Source organism: Geodermatophilus siccatus, assembly GCF_900103785.1.
In the GTDB taxonomy this organism is placed as follows: Bacteria; Actinomycetota; Actinomycetes; order Mycobacteriales; family Geodermatophilaceae; genus Geodermatophilus; species Geodermatophilus siccatus.
The window spans coordinates 224,919-243,592 of sequence record NZ_FNHE01000007.1; the positions used below are offsets into that span (position 1 = coordinate 224,919).

General features: G+C 74.7%; 22 protein-coding genes, 1 other RNA gene and 1 pseudogene. 9 read left to right on the forward strand and 15 right to left on the reverse strand.

The features are described 5' to 3' along the window. Window positions 1–98: 98 nt before the first annotated feature. Window positions 99–785 (forward strand): annotated as a pseudogene (locus BLS21_RS26335) (sensor histidine kinase); the annotation flags it as partial. Window positions 786–833: 48 nt separating this feature from the next. Here BLS21_RS26335 and BLS21_RS25925 read toward each other — a convergent pair. Beyond that, window positions 834–1,274 (reverse strand): response regulator, encoded by a 441-nt coding sequence (locus BLS21_RS25925; protein ID WP_245700430.1) that lies wholly within the window; start codon window positions 1,272–1,274, stop codon window positions 834–836. Window positions 1,275–1,382: 108 nt separating this feature from the next. On the opposite strand from BLS21_RS25925, the gene BLS21_RS14800 reads away from it, so the two are divergent. Both BLS21_RS14800 and BLS21_RS14805 read left to right on the forward strand, forming a co-directional pair. After that, window positions 1,383–2,057, forward strand: a complete 675-nt coding sequence (locus tag BLS21_RS14800; protein ID WP_175479572.1) for a response regulator — start codon at window positions 1,383–1,385, stop codon at window positions 2,055–2,057. Window positions 2,058–2,228: 171 nt separating this feature from the next. After that, window positions 2,229–2,519, forward strand: coding sequence for a hypothetical protein (locus tag BLS21_RS14805; protein WP_091219736.1), 291 nt, complete (start codon window positions 2,229–2,231; stop codon window positions 2,517–2,519). 34 nt (window positions 2,520–2,553) lie between these two features. Here the strand turns inward: BLS21_RS14805 and BLS21_RS25585 are convergent, their stop codons facing one another. Both BLS21_RS25585 and BLS21_RS14815 read right to left on the reverse strand, forming a co-directional pair. After that, window positions 2,554–3,429 carry an MOSC domain-containing protein gene (locus tag BLS21_RS25585; protein ID WP_217636136.1) on the reverse strand — a complete coding sequence of 292 codons (876 nt, stop codon included), beginning with the start codon at window positions 3,427–3,429 and terminating at the stop codon, window positions 2,554–2,556. Between the two features lie 25 nt (window positions 3,430–3,454). Next, entirely contained in the window at window positions 3,455–4,087 is a 633-nt protein-coding gene (locus BLS21_RS14815; protein ID WP_091219739.1) for a LysE/ArgO family amino acid transporter, read from the reverse strand. 72 nt (window positions 4,088–4,159) lie between these two features. On the opposite strand from BLS21_RS14815, the gene BLS21_RS14820 reads away from it, so the two are divergent. Together BLS21_RS14820 and BLS21_RS14825 are read left to right on the forward strand one after the other, a co-directional pair. Next, window positions 4,160–5,065, forward strand: a complete 906-nt coding sequence (locus tag BLS21_RS14820) for a LysR family transcriptional regulator ArgP (protein ID WP_091219952.1) — start codon at window positions 4,160–4,162, stop codon at window positions 5,063–5,065. 380 nt (window positions 5,066–5,445) lie between these two features. Further along, window positions 5,446–6,048 carry a hypothetical protein gene (locus BLS21_RS14825; RefSeq protein ID WP_139177128.1) on the forward strand — a complete coding sequence of 201 codons (603 nt, stop codon included), beginning with the start codon at window positions 5,446–5,448 and terminating at the stop codon, window positions 6,046–6,048. 329 nt (window positions 6,049–6,377) lie between these two features. On the opposite strand, the gene BLS21_RS14830 is transcribed toward BLS21_RS14825, so the two are convergent. From BLS21_RS14830 to BLS21_RS14845, 4 genes are all read right to left on the reverse strand, one after another. Beyond that, window positions 6,378–6,944 (reverse strand): dihydrofolate reductase family protein, encoded by a 567-nt coding sequence (locus BLS21_RS14830; RefSeq protein WP_091219745.1) that lies wholly within the window; start codon window positions 6,942–6,944, stop codon window positions 6,378–6,380. Window positions 6,945–7,113: 169 nt separating this feature from the next. Further along, an RNA gene (rnpB, locus tag BLS21_RS14835) (RNase P RNA component class A) lies at window positions 7,114–7,517 on the reverse strand. Window positions 7,518–7,548: 31 nt separating this feature from the next. Next, the gene (locus BLS21_RS14840; RefSeq protein ID WP_091219748.1) at window positions 7,549–8,268 is read right to left on the reverse strand and encodes a PIG-L deacetylase family protein; all 720 of its coding nucleotides are present in this window, start codon (window positions 8,266–8,268) and stop codon (window positions 7,549–7,551) included. A 48-nt stretch (window positions 8,269–8,316) separates the two neighbouring features. Beyond that, the gene (locus tag BLS21_RS14845) at window positions 8,317–9,207 is read right to left on the reverse strand and encodes a LysR family transcriptional regulator (protein WP_091219750.1); all 891 of its coding nucleotides are present in this window, start codon (window positions 9,205–9,207) and stop codon (window positions 8,317–8,319) included. Window positions 9,208–9,277: 70 nt separating this feature from the next. Between BLS21_RS14845 and BLS21_RS14850 the strand changes: the two genes are divergently transcribed. Both BLS21_RS14850 and BLS21_RS14855 read left to right on the forward strand, forming a co-directional pair. Beyond that, window positions 9,278–9,634, forward strand: coding sequence for a nuclear transport factor 2 family protein (locus BLS21_RS14850; RefSeq protein ID WP_091219753.1), 357 nt, complete (start codon window positions 9,278–9,280; stop codon window positions 9,632–9,634). Window positions 9,635–9,653: 19 nt separating this feature from the next. Then, the gene (locus BLS21_RS14855) at window positions 9,654–10,142 is read left to right on the forward strand and encodes a nucleoside deaminase (protein ID WP_091219756.1); all 489 of its coding nucleotides are present in this window, start codon (window positions 9,654–9,656) and stop codon (window positions 10,140–10,142) included. Here BLS21_RS14855 and BLS21_RS14860 read toward each other — a convergent pair. From BLS21_RS14860 to BLS21_RS14870, 3 genes are read right to left on the reverse strand one after another with little or no spacing between them, the layout of a single operon-like run. Next, entirely contained in the window at window positions 10,139–11,149 is a 1,011-nt protein-coding gene (locus tag BLS21_RS14860) for a class I SAM-dependent methyltransferase (protein ID WP_091219758.1), read from the reverse strand. The genes BLS21_RS14855 and BLS21_RS14860 overlap by 4 nt on opposite strands. Then, a complete protein-coding gene (locus BLS21_RS14865) occupies window positions 11,146–11,937 on the reverse strand; it encodes an alpha/beta fold hydrolase (RefSeq protein ID WP_245700432.1) in 792 nt (263 codons plus the stop codon). The genes BLS21_RS14860 and BLS21_RS14865 overlap by 4 nt, the downstream gene beginning before the upstream one ends. Next, complete coding sequence (locus tag BLS21_RS14870) at window positions 11,934–12,293, reverse strand: DoxX family protein (RefSeq protein ID WP_091219761.1); 360 nt, start codon at window positions 12,291–12,293, stop codon at window positions 11,934–11,936. The genes BLS21_RS14865 and BLS21_RS14870 overlap by 4 nt, the downstream gene beginning before the upstream one ends. 24 nt (window positions 12,294–12,317) lie before the next feature. Here BLS21_RS14870 and BLS21_RS14875 point away from each other — a divergent pair, with 24 nt between their 5' ends. Then, complete coding sequence (locus tag BLS21_RS14875; RefSeq protein ID WP_091219763.1) at window positions 12,318–13,073, forward strand: sulfite exporter TauE/SafE family protein; 756 nt, start codon at window positions 12,318–12,320, stop codon at window positions 13,071–13,073. 119 nt (window positions 13,074–13,192) lie between these two features. Then, window positions 13,193–13,405 (forward strand): hypothetical protein, encoded by a 213-nt coding sequence (locus tag BLS21_RS14880; protein ID WP_091219766.1) that lies wholly within the window; start codon window positions 13,193–13,195, stop codon window positions 13,403–13,405. Between the two features lie 34 nt (window positions 13,406–13,439). On the opposite strand, the gene nadA is transcribed toward BLS21_RS14880, so the two are convergent. From nadA to BLS21_RS14910, 5 genes are all read right to left on the reverse strand, one after another. Beyond that, window positions 13,440–14,471: a quinolinate synthase NadA gene (nadA, locus tag BLS21_RS14885; RefSeq protein WP_091219768.1), complete on the reverse strand. Its 1,032-nt coding sequence runs from the start codon at window positions 14,469–14,471 to the stop codon at window positions 13,440–13,442. Between the two features lie 258 nt (window positions 14,472–14,729). Next, a complete protein-coding gene (locus tag BLS21_RS14895) occupies window positions 14,730–15,824 on the reverse strand; it encodes a bifunctional RNase H/acid phosphatase (protein WP_091219774.1) in 1,095 nt (364 codons plus the stop codon). Then, window positions 15,821–16,561, reverse strand: a complete 741-nt coding sequence (locus BLS21_RS14900; RefSeq protein WP_091219777.1) for a zinc ribbon domain-containing protein — start codon at window positions 16,559–16,561, stop codon at window positions 15,821–15,823. Before BLS21_RS14900 ends, BLS21_RS14895 begins: the two co-directional genes overlap by 4 nt. 136 nt (window positions 16,562–16,697) lie before the next feature. Beyond that, complete coding sequence (gene mctP / locus BLS21_RS14905) at window positions 16,698–18,341, reverse strand: monocarboxylate uptake permease MctP (RefSeq protein WP_245700434.1); 1,644 nt, start codon at window positions 18,339–18,341, stop codon at window positions 16,698–16,700. A gap of 3 nt (window positions 18,342–18,344) precedes the next feature. Next, window positions 18,345–18,620, reverse strand: a complete 276-nt coding sequence (locus tag BLS21_RS14910) for a DUF3311 domain-containing protein (protein ID WP_091219779.1) — start codon at window positions 18,618–18,620, stop codon at window positions 18,345–18,347. Between the last annotated feature and the right edge of the window lie 54 nt (window positions 18,621–18,674).

An 18,674-nucleotide genomic window follows, 5' to 3' on the forward strand; every position in this document is an offset into this window, starting at 1 on the left:
GCGTCTGCGGCCTCGCCGTCCTCGGGCTGCTGTTCCACGGCAGCCTCTCCGGGATCAGCCCGGTCGCCGCGGTCCTCGGGCTGGCCGCCGGCGTGCTCATGGTCGGGCGGACGGCGCTGACGTTCCGCGAGCTGCGGGTGCTCACCGAGGCCCGCCAGCGCGCGCTGAGCGAACGCCTCGTGGAGGCCCAGGACGACGAACGGGCCCGCATCGCCGCCGACGTCCACGACGACTCCATCCAGGCGCTGGCGGCCGTCGACCTGCGCCTGGGTGCCCTCAGGAACCGGTTGCGCGACCGTGCCCCCGAGGAGGCCGCCGCGGTCGAGACCGTGCTGGACGCCGTCCACGGCGCCGGCGAGCGGCTGCGGCACCTGCTCTTCGAGCTCGAGACCCCGGTCCTCGACGCGTCCCTGACCGAGGGGCTGCGCGACGCGGCAGCCCAGGTGTTCGAGGACGGCGACGTCACGTGGTCGGTCGAGGAGCGGGGGCAGGCCCCCCTCCCGCAGCAGGTGCGGGTGTCCGCCTACCGGATCGCCCGCGAGGCGATGGTCAACGCCCGCAAGCACGCCCGGGCCCGCCACGTCACCGTCGTCGTCGACGCGACCGGGCGCGGTGTGCAGGTGCAGGTCGTGGACGACGGCACGGGGGTCGACCACACGGCCTCGGCGCGGTCGGGCCGCCGTCACTCCGGCGTGGTGTCGATGCGCGACCGGGCGCTGGCGTCGGGCGGCTGGTGGCGGTCGCAGCCCGGTCCGGGGGGGACCGGCACCGCCGTGTCCTTCTTCCTGCCCGTGCCCGCCTCGGCAGTCGCGGACGCGGCGGCCGCTCCCCTCTCAGCCGGGGAGCAGACGGCGGAGCAGGTCGGGCGCGCCGCGCACGCCCACGACGAGATGGCCCTGCATGCACGTGCGCAGCAGCACGGGGAGGTCGCCGGCAACGCTGCCCTTGAGCAGGTAGGCGGATCCGCCGGCAGCCAGCACCCGCGTCCACGTCGCAGGGTCCGCCTGCGCTGACAACCCGGCGACGACCGGCCGGTGCGGCAGCGCGACCAGCCGCCGGACCAGCTCGGGCCCGCCTCCCGGCATCCGCATGTCGACCAGCACGAGCGCCGCCCGGAGGTCCCGGGCCATCGTCACCGCCTCGTCGCCGTCGGCCGCCTCCCCGACGACGCGGAAGTCCGGCTCCTGGCCCAGCAGCGCCGCCACGGCGGACCCGAAGCGGGCGTCGTCATCGGCGACGACGACGGTGATCTCGCCGCGGACCGGGGGTGCCACAGGAACACGCTGGCCCACGCCGCGGTCGTTGTCGTGAGGCGAGCGCACCACCCGTCTGGTGCGGGCGTACCAGGTACCACCCCGCGCAGCGCGTGTCAGACTCGGAACGTGACGGGGTCGGGGACGCCGGGCCGCCCCACCACCGGCAATGTGCGGGTCCTGGTCGTGGACGACCACCAGATGTTCGCCACCAGCCTGGCGCAGGCGCTGCAGTCCGAGTCCGACCTGCTCGTCGTCGGGCAGGGCACCTCGATCAGCGAGGCCCGGCGTCTGGTGGCGTCGGCCACCCCGGACGTCGTCCTCCTGGACCACCGGCTGCCCGACGGCGACGGCGTGGGCGCGATCGCCGAGCTGCACCGCATCCGCCCCTCCGCGAAGGTCGTGGTGCTGACCGCCACGACCTCCGACCGTCTCCTCGTCGCCGCCATGGAGGCCGGCGCTGCCGGGTTCATCGCCAAGACCCAGCGGCTGGACGACGTGGTCGGCGGCGTGCGGGCTGCCGCGCAGGGCGAGTCCGTGGTCAGCGCCAAGCTGCTCGCCCGGCTGCTGCTGCGCCTGCGCAGGCAGGGCGGCGGCAGCGGGGCCGAGCTGACCGAGCGGGAGCGCGAGATCCTCGACCTCCTGGCGAAGGGTCTGTCCAACGCCGACATCGCCCAGGAGCTGACCATCAGCGTGCACACCGTCCGGAACCACGTGGCGAACCTCTCGGCCAAGCTCGGTGCGCACTCGAAGCTCGAGGTCCTCTCGATCGCCGTCCGCGAGGGCCTGGTCGACAGCACCTGACCCCACCGGCGCCCTGCCCGCAGCCCCGAGGGGCGGACCCGGGCGTCTGGTGCACGCGCACCAGGCGGTTGGCACGGGTGCACCTGGTCCGCGCTCGACCTCCGCGTACACGATCGAGTCCGGTCGGTGCGCAGTCGCGCGCCGGGTCGTCGCCCGCGCAGGAGCACCTCCGTGGCCGGGGCCGGCCGGGACCGCATGCCGGTCCCGGCCGACGCGGCGACCGCGGCTCCCCGCACCGCGTGGATCGACCACGGACGACGGAGGGGCAACGAGGTGGAACCGAGCGAGCAGGTCACGTGGGAGGAGTGCCCGAACTGCCGACGGGCGGCGGCGGTGGGCTGGGTGGACGGGCAGCCCGTCGAGTTCGACTGCCCGCGCGGCTGCCACCTCGGCGCCGAGCAGGTCCGGGCCTTCACCGCTGCCGGGGACAGCCGAGCGCCGGTCCAGCCCGGGTACCCCTGAGGACGGGACGCCTCCCGGCAGGCGACCGGTCGGGTCAGACGGAGCTGACCGGCGCGCCCAGACGGATCTCCCCGTCGGCGAGGACGTCGGCACGCAGACCCCCGCGGTGGATGAGCGGCCGCAGGACCCCTGGTCCGCTGAGCCGGTCGAGGTGCACGCAGGGCTCGCACAGCCGGCGTCCCTCGCACAGCACTTCCCCGATGCGGAACCGCCGCCCGACCAGCGCGTTGACGTCGATGCCGCGGGTGAGGACGTTGCGCCGGGTGCCGGCGAAGTCCAGGGCCCGCCCGGCCGCCGCCATCTCGTCGAGGACCTCGGCGGCGATGAGGGTCAGGTCGTAGCCGGGGCGCCGTCCGGCCCGAGGGGTGAACGTGCCGGCTCCCGCGGCGTAGCGGTCCCCGTCGAGCCCGCGGCCGGCGCGGGCCTGCGCGACCTCGAGCAGCTGCATCGGCGCCTCCGCGGCGGGTGCCACGGCGAGGCCCTCGACGGTGCCGCGCAGGTCCGCCCCGGCGGACTGCCGGTGCAGCACCGGGTCGAGGGAGGCGACGGCGTGCGCCTCGCGGATGCGCAGGTCCGCGGTGGCCCGGCCCAGCAGCGCGGGCACCTGCGGGCTGAGGACGACGCCCGGCGGCGTGCCGAACGCCAGCACGGCCACCTCCGTGCCGGCCGGGTGCTCCACGACGGCGATCCACCACCCCGCCCACTGGAAGCGGACGGGGTCGGCGATGGGCACCAGCCCCGACCCGCGCTCGGCCAGCCAGGTGCGCCAGGCGCCCAGCGCGTGCGCCAGGTCCTCGCCGGGCAGCGGCAGCTCGGCCCCCGGCACCTCGGTGACCGACGCCAGGCACGCGGCGAACCCCCGGACGAGCGCACCTGCGGCGGGTCCGGGCGGGAGCTCGACGTCGATCACAGGTTCTCCTCGGGTCTTGGGTGGATCAGGCTCCGCCGACACCGCGGACGGCGAGTGAGACGGCCAGGGCCAGCATGACGACGGCGATGACGCCGTCGAGCACTCGCCAGGCCGCCGGGCGGGCGAACACCGGCCGCAGCAGGCGGGCCCCGAAGCCGAGGCCGGTGAACCAGAGCACGCTGCCGAGACCCGCCCCGGCGGCGAACTGCCACCGGTGCTCGCCGTAGGTCGAGGCCATCGAGCCGAGCAGGACCACCGTGTCCAGGTAGACGTGCGGGTTGAGCCAGGTCAGCGCCAGGCAGGTGCCGACGGTCACCGCGAGCCCGGTGCGTGCACCGGTGGCGTCCGGCAGCAGCGCGCCGGGACGCAGCGCCCGCCGCGCGGCCAGCACGCCGTAGCAGAGCAGGAACGCCGCTCCGGCGAAACAGACCACGGGGATCAGCCACGGCACCTGCGACAGGGCCGCGCCGGCGCCCAGCACCCCGGCGAAGATCAACGCGAGGTCGGAGAGGGCGCACACCGCCACCACCGCGGCCACGTGCTCGAGGCGGAGTCCCTGCCGCAGGACGAAGGCGTTCTGGGCACCGATGGCGACGATCAGGCCCAGGCCGAGCGCGAGCCCGGACGCGACGGCGAGCAGCGCCGGAGTGGTCAGCACGCCCTCGACGTTAGGAACCCCTGCGCACGCGGTCCAGCTAATGATTTTTACACATCATTAGCCTTGCTGTTCATGGACCTCGACCTGAGCCAGTTGCGGGCGCTGGACGCCACCGTCCGCGGGGGCACGCTGGAGGCCGCCGCCCGGGCGCTGCACGTGACCCCGTCGGCGATCAGCCAGCGGCTGCGCGCCCTGGAGGTCGCGACCGGCCGGATCCTGCTGGTGCGGACCAAGCCGGTGCAGGTCACCGAGTCCGGGCAGGCGGTGCTGCGCCTGGCCCGGCAGGTCGACCTGCTCACCGCCGACGTCGCCCGCGAGCTCGGCGGCGATCCCGCGCCCGCGCCCGTGCCCGTGCCCACGCTCCCGATCGCCGTCAACGCCGACTCGATGGCCACCTGGGTGCTGCCCGCGCTGACCCCGCTGGCTGGCGACGTCTGCTTCGACCTGCACCGCGAGGACCAGGAGCACACCAGCGCCCTGCTGCGCGCCGGCACGGTCATGGCGGCGGTGACCGCGGACGCCGAGCCGGTGCCCGGCTGCACCTCCACCCGCCTGGGCGGCATGCGCTACCGGCCGATGGCCACCCCCGGCTTCGCCCGGCGCTGGTTCCCCGCCGGCCCCACCCCCGAGGCGCTCGCCCGCGCCCCGGTGGTCGTCTTCGACCGCAAGGACGACCTGCAGCACCGCTACCTACACGCGCAGGCCGGGCCCGACGTCGCCCCACCGGTGCACTACGTGCCCGCGGCGGCGGACTACGTCGCCGCGATCACCCTCGGCCTGGGCTGGGGCATGGTGCCCGACCTCCAGGCGCGGGGGGTGACGGCGGAGCTGGTCACCCTCGACCCGACCGACGCCGTGGACGTCGTCCTGCACTGGCAGCAGTGGCGGCTGCGCTCCCCCACGCTCGACCGCGTCCGCGAGGCCGTGCTCGCAGCCGCCGGCCGCCACCTGGACCAGCCCGGCGAGCCCAGGCGCTGATCGACCCCGGCGGCTTCCGCCGTCCCCACACGTGCAGGTCCGCGGCGCTCAGCGGAGCGTCGACCTCTGCACCAGGGGTCATCGGGGGCGATCTGCCAGCGTCGGTCGATCGCGGATCCACCTCTCGGCTCGCTTTTGTGGTGGTGGAACCCGATGACGGTGGTTGGCCGGCTGCGTCCCTGTGCGGGCTCGTCGGTGTGGCATCTGTGGGTTACCCGGCCTCTGTACGACAGGCCCGAGCGCCGGTTCGGACGCGACACGAAGCGCGGAAGTGCCGAATGGTGATTGATCCGTGTTCCAGACGGGTCAAGTCGCCCTCGGAGCCGCCGATACGACACGGCAGCGGCCCGAAGTGGTGCCGACTGATGGAGAGGACCCGCATGCTCCGCCGCGCTCTGCCCGCCGTCCTGGTGGCCGCCACCCTTCTGCCCTTGGCCGCGTGCAACAGCGAGAGTGCAGGAACGCAGGACGCTGCTGGCGCGGCCTTGCCGACGACGACCTCCGCCGCGCCTGAGGCCAGCGAGCCCGCGGGCCCGGCGAAGAGCGACCGCGGCAACGTCATCAAGCAGGTCGGGGACGAGGCCTACGCCACCCTGCTCGACACCGACGAGCGCGTGTTCACCTTCTCGGTCGACGCGATCCGCGTCGATCAGCCGTGCAACAGCGGATTTGCCGACGAGCCGGCCAACGGCCACTTCGTCGGCATCGACGTCCGAGCAGCCACGACTCCCAACCTGCCTGCGGACTGGTTCATCCAGATCTCGGCGGACAACTTCCAGGTCATCGGCCCCGATGGGCTGACGGTCACCGACGTGTGGGGCACCGCCTACTCGTGTCTGGGCACCGCGGGCTCATTCACGACTGACCAGCTGGGGCCTGCGCAGCAGTACGCCGGCACGGTCGTCATCGACTCCCCGGTCACCAGCGGCACACTGATCTACAAGGTGCCCGGTGAGCCGACCGGCTGGGAGTGGCAGTTCTGACGTCGGTCAGCTCAGGACAACGAGGCGCCAGCGTCCGTGACCACGTACGCGCCGCGGGTCTGGCGCCGGTTCCCGGGGAGGGCTGACGACGATTGCCTCGGGGACCATCGGACTTCTCGGGCCGCCGCCGCGCTCCCTTACTGCGACCGGGACCGTGCAACCTCTGGCCTCTGCGGACATCGGCACCTCGTGGCGACCGCGGCCAAGGTCACGCCCGGTGGACGACCGTCGCCGTCGAGGTACCTGCTGAGCCCACCCGCTCCGGGCGCAGCACGGCCAGGTGCTGGCAGACGCCCATTCGTCCTGCTCAGACCGCTCGACGTCGACGCCTAGGGCCGTCGGACGGCGTAGCGCAGCAGGACGACACCGTTGCCGAACCGCCGGTTCTCCACCAGCTCCAGGTCGGTCGGGTCGTCGGCGGTCTCAAACAGCCGTCGACCGCGGCCGATGACGACCGGGTTGACGTAGAGCCGGTACTCGTCGACCAGGTCCAGTCGGCGGAAGGTCTCGGCCAGGTCGACCCCGCCGAGCGTCATGTCCCCGCCGGGCTGCTGCTTCAGTGCGCGGATCTCGTCGGGGTCCACCTCTGCCCGCAGCGAGGCGTTGGGGCCGACCTCCTGCAGCGTGCGGGAGAACACGATCTGCGGCACCGCCCGCCAGATGCCGGCGAACTCGCGCATGACCGGCGGGTTGTCCGGGTCCTGGTCGGCGGTCGGCCAGAACGACTCCATGAGCTCGTAGCTGACCCGGCCCTCGATGAAGGCGCTCTTGGTCGCGAGCTGCTCGTTGAAGTGCGCGTGCAGCTGTTCGTCGACGAGGTGCCAGCTCAGGTCGTGGTCCGGCCCCTCGAAGTAGCCGTCCAGCGACAGCATCATGTGCACGACGATCTTCCGCACGCGTCCTCCTGATCCACGACTCGGTCCGGGAGCTCGGACCGGCGGACGCGGACGATCTCATCGGTCCCGCCGGTCTTCGCTCGGCACGGCCGGTCGGGCCTGCGCCGCGGACGCTGTGCGGACCGACGCCCACCTCCGACCGCGTTCTCGCGGGTCAAGGGGCGGACGACGGACGAGTCGGCCTGTACGCCGGGTTCTGTCCACGGGTGCCTCACGGCATCCCGATGGGCGGCCATCCATCTAGGCCTGCCGTTGCCGGCAGGCTCCAGCGGTCCACCCGCAGGCATCGGGCGGGCAGCCCTCGAACGCCTGCGCAGGACGGCAGCGGACCGCCGTCCCTCTCGACCTTGCTCCGGGTGGGGTTTACCGAGCCGCACCGGTCACCCGGTGCGCTGGTGGTCTCTTACACCACCGTTTCACCCTCACCAGCGGCGAGCCGCTGGCGGTCTGTTCTCTGTGGCACTGTCCCGCGGGTCACCCCGGGTCGCCGTTAGCGACCACCCTGCCCTGTGGAGCCCGGACGTTCCTCGGCGACGGGGTCTCCCCCGCCGACGCGACCGCCCGGCCGACTCGTCCGTCGTGCCGACCAGTCTAGTGGCCGGCCTCAGCCCCAGTAGAGGCGGAAGCCGACCCGCCGCCGCTCGTCCTCGGTCAACGTCCCCATGTCGACGATCTGCCGTGCCTGCTCCTCGACCGGTTGGTCGGAGAGCAGCTCGAGGTAGCGGCGGTGCTCGCACAGCGAGGCCACCGCCTTCTCGACATGGTCGGCGACGTCCACCTCGTGCGGCGGGTCGGACAACTCGCTGACGGCGATGTACGTGACGCCGCGCCACGGCTCCTCGGGGAGGTCCGGGAAGATCCACTCGTTCGCGGCGTCGGCGACCGCGTCGATGGTGCTCTGCCCGAGCGCGCGGTGGTCGGCGGAGTTCACGTACGCCGGCGAGACGCCGGGCGGGGTCCAGGTCGCGCCGAAGTACCCGGTGACCACCATCTCGGGGCGGTGCCGGCGGATGGCCGCGGCCAGGTCGCGGCGCAGCTCCGGTCCGGCGACGAGGACGCCGTCCCGGTGGTCGAGGAACTCCACCTCCGAGACCCCGACGACGGCCGCCGAGCGGCGCTCCTCCTCCTCGCGCAACGGACCGGCCTCGGTCGGCGGGAGGCCGGCCATCCCGGCCTCACCCCGGGTCGCCAGCAGGTAGTGGACCTCCTTGCCGGCGGCCGTCCAGGCCGCGACGGCGGCCGCGAGGCCGTACTCGATGTCGTCGGGGTGCGCGGCCACGACCAGGGCGCGCTGCCAGTCGTCGGGCATCGGGAGCGGTGGCATGGCGGGCAGTCTGCTCCGGGGGGACGACGATCGGCGAGACGGCGGACCTCACCGCTTCCGGGCGGCCTCGACGTGCCGGCGCGCCACCGCGAGCAGCGCGGCACCGGCGGGGGACGACGGCCCGCCGGTGCGCCAGGCCAGTTCGATGCGCGAGGTCACGGGCGGGTCCAGCGGCAGCGCCCGCAGCCGGTCCGCCGCCGCGGCCGCCACCGACGCCGGGACGACACCGGTGCCCAGGCCGCGCTCGGCGAGCAGGCACACCATCTCGAGGCCGGTCGCCTCGCAGGCCACCACCGGCGCCACCCCCGCGGCCGCGCACGCCGCGTCGAGCGCCGTCCGGCCACCGGTGCCCCGTGGCAGCGCCACGAGCCGGTGGGAGGCCAGCTCGGCCACGGCCAGCGAGCGCCCGCGCGGCGGACCGGCGACCGGCACCACAGCGACCTGCTCCTCCTCGTGGAGGACCGCCGTCTCCACGCCCGACGGCGGCGGCTGGGCCCGCCCCACCCAGGCCAGGTCCAGCCGGCCGGTGGACAGCGCGGCGAGCAGGTCGGCACCGGAGCCCTCGACCAGCACCACCTCGACGGCGGGGTGGGCCGTGGAGAAGTCGGCCAGCAGGTCGGCCAGCACGGTCGACGTGCACCCGACGACCATGCCGACCGCCACCCGCCCGCGCAGCAGCCCGGTGACCTCGTCGGCGACGTCCCGGGCCGCCGCCACCGCGGCCAGCGCCGCCCGCGCGTGCGCCAGCACAGCGACGCCGGCCTCCGTCGGCTGCGCACCGCTGCGCCCCCGCCGGAACAGCTGCACGCCCAGCTCCCGCTCCAGCGACCGGACCGCCGCGCTCACCGCCGGCTGGGCCACCAGCTCCCGCTGCGCGGCCGCCGTGAAGCTGCCCTCCTCGGCCACCGCGACGACGTACCGCAGCTGGTGCAGTTCCATCACTGCAGGCTATGGAAGCCAGCACCACCGTGTCTTGGAGTTCTGGCCCGGCCGGCCGCACGGTGGAGCCATGACCGACACCGCCACCCCCGCCGAGCTGGCCGAGACCTACTTCCGGTCCTGGCTGGCCCGCGACTTCGACACCCTCCGCGCCGTACTGGCCGACCACTGCACGTTCCGCGGCCCCCTGGGCACGGCCGACGACGCCGACACCTGCGTCGCCGGGCTGCGCGGGATGAGCCGGGTGCTCGAGGACGTCGTCGTCCGCCACCGGTTCGTCGACGGGGACGACGTCCTGACCTGGTTCGACCTGCACACCACCGGGGCGCCGCCGGCACCGACGGCCAACTGGATGCACACCGAGGACGGGCGGATCGTGCGCATCCAGGTCACCTTCGACCCGCGGCCGGTGGTGACCCCGCAGTGAGCCGTCGCAGGATGGGCGCATGGTCGACGACGCGGACCTCGCCCACCTGCGCCGCTGCGTGGCGCTCGCCCGCACGGCCCTCGAGTCCGGCGACGAGCCGTTCGGGTCGGTGCTGGTCGACGCCGAGGGGCGGGTCCGCTTCGAGGACTCCAACCACGTGGCCGGTGGCGACGCCACCCAGCACCCCGAGTTCGCCATCGCCCGCTGGGCCGCCGAGCACCTGACCCCCGACGAGCGGACCGCGGCGACCGTCTACACCTCCGGCGAGCACTGCCCGATGTGCTCCGCCGCCCACGCCTGGGTCGGGCTCGGCCGCATCGTCTACGCCAGCTCGTCGGCGCAGCTCGCGTCCTGGTCGGCCGAGCTCGGCGTCCCGCCGGCACCCGTCCGCCCGCTGCCGATCGGCGAGGTGGCTCCGGGCGTGCCGGTCGAGGGCCCGGTGGCCGGCCTCGACGAGGAGGTCCACGAGCTGCACCGGCGACGGTTCGGCCAGGGCCCGGCGTCCTAGCGCCGGGCCAGCACGGCCACCAGCGGCTGCCCCGGCACGAGCCGCCGGGCCGGTGCGGGCCGCAGGCCCGCCTCGGCGAGCTGCTGGCGCAGCGGCTCGACCTCGGGCAGCTCCATGCCCTCGCCCTGGGCGCGGAGCAGCAGGTCGAAGTGCCGGCTGAAGGGGTCCGGCGTGGCCGCGGTCGTCGTGACGAGCAGCGCGCCGCCCTCCGACAGCAGCCCCGCCACGGCCCGGAACAGGCGGACGCGTTCGGCGAGCGGCAGGTAGTAGACGACGTTGGCGAGGAGCGCGAGGTCGTAGGGGCCGCCGGCCTCACCGCCGGCCGCGAGGGCCAGCACGTCGCCGCGCAGCACGCGGGTCCGCCCGCGCAGCCCCCGCCGCGCGAGCAGCCGCTCGGCGATGTCGGCGACGGCCTCGTCGACCTCGATGCCCGTGCCCTCCGCCGCCGGCGCAGCGGCCAGCATCGCGGCCAGGTTCTGCCCCGCTCCGCACCCGACGTCCAGCACCCGCGCGGGGCGCACCTCGCGCACCGCAGTTCCCAGGACCTCGTGCAGGACCGGCTCCATCGCGCGGGTGAGCTGGGCGATCGTCTCCCCCCGCTCGGCGACGTCGCGACGTGGCGGCCCCCCGCGCAGCTGGGAGGGCAGTTCCCGGTAGAGCCCGGTGTGGAAGCCGGCGAACCCCTCGTACGCGCCGCGCAGCACCGCGTCGTCCAGCAGCCGCCGGCCGCGCCGCGACAGCGACCACCCGCCCGCCGAGGCGCGGACGAGTCCGTGGGCCTGCAGCACCCGCAGCCACGGCTCGAGCAGGCCGGCGTCGTCGAGGCCCAGCTGCGCGCGCACGGACGCGGTGTCGGCCGGCCCGTCCCGCAGGCACTCGAGCACGCCGGTGGACAGGCCTGCGGCACCCACCGCGAGCCGGACGGCGGCCAGGCCGTCCCGGGCGGCGCGCAGCCACGGCAGCCCGCCGCCGCAGAGCAGCTTGGCGGCGGCGACGAGGCGGCTCATGCGCCCTCCCTCTCCTCCAGGGGTGGCCCGGCACCTGCCGGGACGTGCAGGTCACCGTCTCCCACGGCGTCGAGGGACGCACCCCGGCGCCCGGCGACCTCCAGCAGGACGGCGGCCAGCTCGTCCGGCGCGCTGACCATCGGGTCGTGGCCGGTGGCCAGCTCGACGACCTCCCACCCCGGCTGGGACCGCACCAGCCGGCGCGAGGGGTCGATGGTCGGCAGCGCCGGCGCGGTGCAGTCGACGTAGGTGCGCGGCCGGGCGGCCCACCGGTCGGCGTCGAAGTGCAGCGGGTCCTCGTACACCCCACCGGGCTGCGGGGTCTGCCGCTGCTCCACCCACGCGGCGTCGTCCCCGGTGAGGCCGTAGGCCGACGCCGGCGGCGGCGGGATGTGCCCGCGCTCGGCGATCACCGCGCGGCGGGCGGCCCGCGTCTCCGGCGGGTTGCCGTCGGCCCAGCTCTGCCCGGGCGTCGGGACGACGGCGTCGACGTACACCAGCCGGCCGACCTCCTCACCCAGCCGGTCGGCCGCGCCGGTGACGACGAGTCCGCCGTAGCTGTGCCCGACCAGGACGGCGCCGGAGCACTCGCCGGCGCGCACCGCGGCCACGACGTCCTCGACGTGCGTGGCGAGGGTGACCTCCGGCGAGAGCTGGTGCGCCCGCTCCCCCACCCCGGTCAGCGGCACGGGCAGGACGGAGTGCCCGGCCCGCTCCAGCGCCGGCAGCACCCGCGCCCAGCACCAGGCGCCGTGCCAGGCCCCCGCCACCAGGACGACGGTGGTCACCGGCCCCGCGCCACGTCGAGCGCGATGCGGATCAGCGGCGCCTGCAGCGGCAGCCGGACGGCGGCCACCGCCATCGGCAGCGCCCGCCGCGGCACGACGCGGACGGTGTGCAGGTGGGCGGGCAGGAAGGCGACCAGCAGCGCTGCCGCGGCCCACCCCCCGGCCCGCCGCGTCACCGGCACCGCCATCAGCCCGGCCGTCCCGATCTCGGCCACCCCGCTGGCGTACACCCAGGCGCGGGCGTCGCCCAGCTCCGGCGGCACCAGCCACTCGTACGTGCGCGGCCGGACCAGGTGCAGCACCCCCGACCCGCCGAGCGCCGCCGCCAGGACCCTCGCCGTCCGTGTGAGCTCCACGCGGTCACCGTAGGCTCGCCGTTCGTGTCCGCCCTCGACCTGGCCATCGCGGCGGGCGTCGCCCTCGTCGCCGGCGCGATCAACTCCGTCGCCGGCGGCGGCTCGCTGATCCTCTTCCCCACGCTCGTCGCACTGGGGCTGGGGACCGTGGCCGCCAACGTCACCAACTCGATCGCCCAGTGGCCGGGCTACCTCGGCGGCGTACTCGGCTTCCGCTCGGAGTACGCCGGCCAGCGCGGACGGCTGCTCCGCTTCGGCCTGGCCGCGCTGCTCGGCGGCGTGACCGGCAGCGTCCTGCTGCTCACGACGCCCAGCGAGGCCTTCGACGTCGTCGTCCCCGTGCTGGTCCTGCTGGCCAGCCTGCTGCTGGCGGTGCAGCCGCTGCTCACCCGGCGGTTGAAGCAGACCGAGGACGGCGGCCCGCGGCGCGACCCGGGGTGGCTGTACGCGGCGCTGTTCCTGGCCACGGTCTACGGCGGCTACTTCGGCGGTGCCCTCGGCGTCATCCTGGTCGGCGTCCTCGGGGTGGGCCTGCACCGGCTCAAGCTGGCCAACGCGCTGAAGTCGGCGCTCTCGGCGGTCACCGCCACCGTCACCGTCGTCGTGTTCGGCCTGTTCGGACCGGTCGCCTGGCAGGTCGTCGCCGTCGCCGCGCCGGCCAGCCTGCTCGGCGGCTTCCTCGGCGCCCGCATCGCCACCCGGATCCCGGTCAGGCCGCTGCGGGTGTTCATCGTCGTCTTCGGCGTCGCGGTCTCGCTCTACCTGTTCACGCGGATCTGACCGCGCGGGGCCCCGCGCGCGCTGTGGGCCGCGTTACACGTGTGACGGAGGGGTCCACCCGGACGCGGACACGCCCCGCGCGTCCCCGCCGGACGCGGGGCCCTGCCTAGCGTCGGGTCATGCGCGAGAACCGACTCTCCCCGGTCCGGGACGTGGACGACGCCGCCCGGGTCCAGCAGCTGCACCTGATCGCCGCGGCGCGGGCCGCGGCCGTGCGGCCGACGTCCGAGCAGCAGGTCTCCGACATCGTCCGCGTCACCGTGGACGACGAGGTCGACACCCGGACCTTCCGGGCGATCGTCGCCGACATCTCCGACGACGTCCTGCGGTGAGTCCCCGGCCATCTCCGCGGAGATGGCCGGGAACTCACTCGCCGCCGCGGCCCGGCTCCCCGATCGCGATCATCGCCTCCACGGCCCGACGGGCCCGGGCGGCGGTCCCGGCGTCGACGTCCACCGCGCCCTCGCCGGTGCGCAGCGTCCGCAGCAGCTTGGCCGGCGTGATCATCTTCATGTAGCGGCAGGCGGCGCGGTCGTTCATCGGGATGAACTGCGTCCCGGAGTTGAGCGCCCGCAGCTGGTGCAGGATGCCGACCTCGGTGGCCACCAGGACCTGCGGGGCGCGCGTGGTCGCGGCCTGCTCCACCATGCCGCCGGTGGACAGCACCCGCGTGCGCTCGGCCGGCAGGTCGCCGTGGCTGACCAGGTCGAGCACCGAGGTGGTGCAGCCGCACTCCGGGTGCACGAGGATCTCGGCGTCCGGGTGGGCGGCCACCTGCGCGCGGACGTCGGACGGGCTGATGCCGGCGTGCACGTGGCACTCCCCCGCCCACACGTGGACGTTCTCCCGCCCGGTCACCCGCTTGACGTGCGCGCCGAGGAACTGGTCGGGGCAGAAGAGGACCTCCCGGTCCTCCGGGATCGACCGGATCACGTCGGCGGCGTTGGACGACGTGCAGCAGATGTCGGTCTCGGCCTTCACCGCCGCGGTGGTGTTCACGTAGCTGACGACGACGGCGCCGGGGTGCTCGGCCTTCCACTCGCGCAGCTGCTCGGCGGTGATGGAGTCGGCCAGCGAGCAGCCCGCCTCGTGGTCGGGCAGCAGCACGGTCTTGTCCGGCGAGAGAATCTTCGCCGTCTCGGCCATGAAGTGGACGCCGCAGAAGACGATCTCGCGGGCGTCGGTCTGCGCCGCGACCCGCGACAGGTACAGCGAGTCGCCGGTGAAGTGGGCGACGTCCTGGATCTCGGGGACCTGGTAGTTGTGCGCCAGGACCACCGCGCCGCGCTCCTCGGCCAGCCGGCGGACCTCTGCGGCCCAGGTCTCGTACTCGGCCGGCGAGAGGGTGCGCTCGTCGCCGGCGACGGCGGGGGTGGCGGGCGCGGTGGTGGTGGTCACGGAGCTCCTCGGCGGGGTGGGCGGCGGCCACATGATGCCCCGCGTGACACGGTGGCTGTGGCGCGGGGCACCCCGACCAACGCCGTCCCCCCGTCCGCGCTTCCCGGCACCGCCGGACGTCGTGGAGGAGGTGCCTGACCCGCCGTCCCTCCGCCACCCGCGGGTCCTCGCGGCCATCACCGTCGCCTCCCGCCGCCGGGCGCCTCCGCCCGGTGGCCCCGCCCCGAGCGTGCCGGGGTGGGAGGACGGGTCCTGCTCCTAGCGGAGGTGCCCGGTGTCGTTGACCAGGCGGACGGCGGCCCGCCCGTCGGAGCGCCACGCGATGGTGCTGAGGGACGCCGCCTCGAGGAACACCCGGTGGACGACGTCGTCGGGCACGTCGAGGCCGGCGGCGAGCAGCAGCTTGATCGGCGTGACGTGGGAGACGACGAGCACCGTCTTCCCGGCGTGCCCCCGCAGGATGCGGGCCCGGGCGCGGGCGACCCGGTCGCTGACGTCGGCGACCGACTCCCCGCCGGGTGCTGCGACGCTGATGTCCTCGGCGAACCGGCGGGCCGCCAGCGGGTGCCGCTGCTTGGCCTCCTCGGCGGTGAGGCCCTCGAAGTCGCCGAAGTCCAGCTCGACCAGGTCGTCGTCGTACTGCACCGGCAGCCCGAGCACCGCGCCGACCACCTCGGCGGTCTCCCGGGTGCGGCGCAACGGCGAGGCCACGATGACGTCGATGCCGAGCTCCGCGGCCCGTTTCGCCCCGGCCTCGGCCTCGGCCCTGCCGATCGCCGACAGGGGCAGGTCGTTGCGGCCGCTGTAGCGACGTTCCGGCGTGTGCTCGGTCCGCCCGTGCCGCAGCAGGTGCGTGACGGTGGTGACGGCCGGCGCACGCGGGGGCACCGGCTGGACGTCGTCGCCCGCGGTGGTGGGCTCGGCGGCGAGGTCGCGGTGGACCGGCCGGCCGTCCATCGCGCTGTTGGCCAGCGCGTCGGCGGCGCCGTTCTGCGCACGGGGCACCCAGGTGTACCGGACGCTGCCCAGCTGCCGGGCGATCTGCTGGGCCTGCAGCGCGAGCTTCTGCATGTCGGGGTGCTTGACCTTCCACCGACCCGACATCTGCTCGACGACGAGCTTGGAGTCCATCCGCACCTCGACGTCGGCGGTCGGGTCGAGGTCGAGCGCGGCCTGCAGCCCGGCGACCAGGCCGCCGTACTCGGCGACGTTGTTCGTCGCCCGCCCGACGGACTCGGCCCGTTCCGCCAGCACCTTGCCGGTCGTCGCGTCCCGCACGAGAGCGCCGTAGCCGGCCGGGCCGGGGTTGCCGCGCGAGCCGCCGTCGGCCTCGACGACCAGCCGGCGGGTCACAGCCCCGACTCCGCGGTGCGCACGAGGATCCGGCCGCAGTTGTCGCAGCGCACCACCTCGTGGGGGTCGGCGTTGCGGACGGCGGCGAGCTCCTTGCCGAAGAGCTCGATGCGGCAGCCCTGGCACTGGCGGGCCTTGAGCACGGCCGCGCCGGTGCTGCCGGTCTGGGTGCGGATCCGCTCGTAGAGCGCGAGCAGGTCGGCCGGGATGCGGGCGGCGGCCTCGGTGCGGGCGGCCTCGTGCTGCGCCGTCCCGTCGGCGATGTCGGCCAGGGCGTCGTCGCGCAGCTGCTGGGCACGCTCCAGCTCGGCCTGGGCCGTCTGCTGTCCCTCCTGCGCCTCGGCGAGGGCGACCTCCGCGGTCTCGAGCTGCTCCATGAGCTCGAGCTCCTGGTCCTCCAGGTCGGACTGTCGCCGCGCCAGCGACTGCATCTCGTGCTGCAGGTCGGTCATCTGCTTGGCCGAGACGCTGCCGGAGTCCAGCAGCCCCTGGTCGCGGGTCACCCGCGCGCGCACCGTCTCGACGTCGCCCTCGAGCCGCTTGACCTCCCGCTGCAGGTCGCGGACCTCGGTCTCGGCGCGCACCACGGCGGTGGCCAGCTCTCGCTCCTTCCCGGCCGCGGCCTCGACCGCGGCGTTCTCGGGGAGGGTGCGCCGGCGGTGGGCGAGCTGGCCCAGGGCGACGTCCTCGGCGGCGAGGGCCAGCAGCTTCTGCTGGTCGAAGTGGTCGGCCTTCACCCGTCCAACCTACCGGGGCACCGCCCCGGTCCCGGCCCCCGTGCGGGGCCACGCCGCGAGCGTCGTCGGCCCCCCTGCAGGGGCCCGCCGCGAGCTCGCGAGCGGTGGGGGGCAGGGGGGCCCTTCACGGGGTCCGTCACCGGCGGGCCGGTCGCTCCCCCGTCGCTCCTGGCGGTGCCGACTCCAGCGGGTCGGGCAGCTCGCGGAAGGTGGGGTCGTCCCGCTCGGCGGTGTAGTCGGTGTCCGCCGTCCCGTCGACACCCGGGTCCACCCCTGCTCCCCGCAGCGCCGCGGTGACCAGGACGGTGACCACCAGGTTGACCAGCAGCGCGACGAAGCCGGCGTAGACCGTGACGGCCGTGTCGAGGCCGAGGTCGGACAACGCGAACGCCGACCCGCCGAAGTGCTCGCGTAGCACCGTGCCGTCGGGACCGACCCGCTGGGTGACGTAGAGCGCCAGCAGGCCGGCGGCCATGCCGGCCACCCAGCCGGCGACGAGGCCGCCGCGGTGCAACCAGCGGGTGTAGAGGCCGATCGCCACCGACGGCAGCGTCTGCAGGATGATCACGCCGCCGATCAGCTGCAGGTCGATGGAGAACTGCGGGTCGATGAAGATGATCGCCGCGACCGCGCCCAGCTTGACCACCAGCGAGACGACCTTGGCGACCTGCGCCTCCTGCCGTGCGGTGGCGTCGCGCTTGAGGAACTCCTTGTAGATGTTGCGGGTGAACAGGTTCGCCGCGGCGATCGACATGATCGCGGCCGGCACCAGCGCACCGATGCCGATGGCGGCGAAGGCGATGCCGGCGAACCAGCTCGGGAACATCTGCTGGAAGAGCACCGGGACGACGGTGTTCCCGTCGCCGCCGATCGGCTCCACCCCGGCCGCGATGGCCATGAAGCCGAGCAGGGCGATGAAGGCCAGCGCGAAGCTGTAGAGCGGCAGCGCGCTCATGTTCCGCTTGAGGACGTCGCGGTCGCTCGCCGCCAGCGCACCGGTGAGCGTGTGCGGGTAGAGGAACAGCGCCAGCGCCGAGCCCAGCGCCAGCGTCGCGTAGTTCAGCTGCGAGGCCTCGCCCAGCACGACGCCGCCGGTGCCGGTGGACGCGAACTTCGCCTCGGCGGCGCCGAAGATCGCGTCCCAGCCGCCGAGCCTGGACGGGATGACGATGACCGCGACGATGATCGTCAGGTAGATCAGCGTGTCCTTGACGAACGCGATGAGCGCCGGCGCCCGCAGCCCGGAGTTGTAGGTGTAGAGCGCCAGGATGATGAAGGCGACGATGAGCGGCAGCTCGCCCTCCACGCCCATCGCCTTGAGCACGGCCTCGATACCGACCAGCTGGAGCGCGATGTAGGGCATCGTCGCGACGATCCCGGTGATCGCCACCAGCAGCGCCATCGTGGGCGAGTCGAACCGGGAGCGCACGAAGTCCGCCGGCGTCACGAACCCGCGCACGTGGCTGACCGACCACAGCCGGACCACCACCAGGAAGACCAGCGGGTACACCACGACCGTGTACGGGACGGCGAAGAAGCCGGCCGCGCCCGCGCCGAACACCAGCGCCGGGACGGCGACGAAGGTGTAGGCCGTGTACAGGTCACCGCCGAGCAGGAACCAGGTGACCCAGGTGCCGAAGTTGCGCCCGCCCAGGCCCCACTCGTCCAGGTGCATGAGGTCCTCGGCGCGCCGCCAGCGGGCGGCGACGAACCCCATCACCGTCACGAGGAGGAACAGGACGCAGACGATGACCAGCTCGACGACGTCGACCCCGTCCACCGCTCAGCGCCCCCGAGCCGTGCGGCCGGCGGTCGGGCGGCGCCGGGTCGCGCGGTGGGCGAGGAACGTGGCCAGGACGCCGAGGGGCACGAACGCCAGCTGCACCCAGTAGAAGAAGGGCCAGCCGAAGAGCGTGGGCTCGACCCGGTTGTAGAGCGGGACCAGCAGCGGGACCACGACGGCGACCAGCAGCAGCCAGTTCCACGGGCTGCGGTCGCTGCGGGCGGGCGCGACGTCCCGCGGGCGCGGGTCCGCCGGCGGTTCGGTCCCCGCGCTCATCGGCCGGCCTCCTCCTCCGGGGACGGCCCCGGGGCGTCGTCGTCCGGCCGCGGC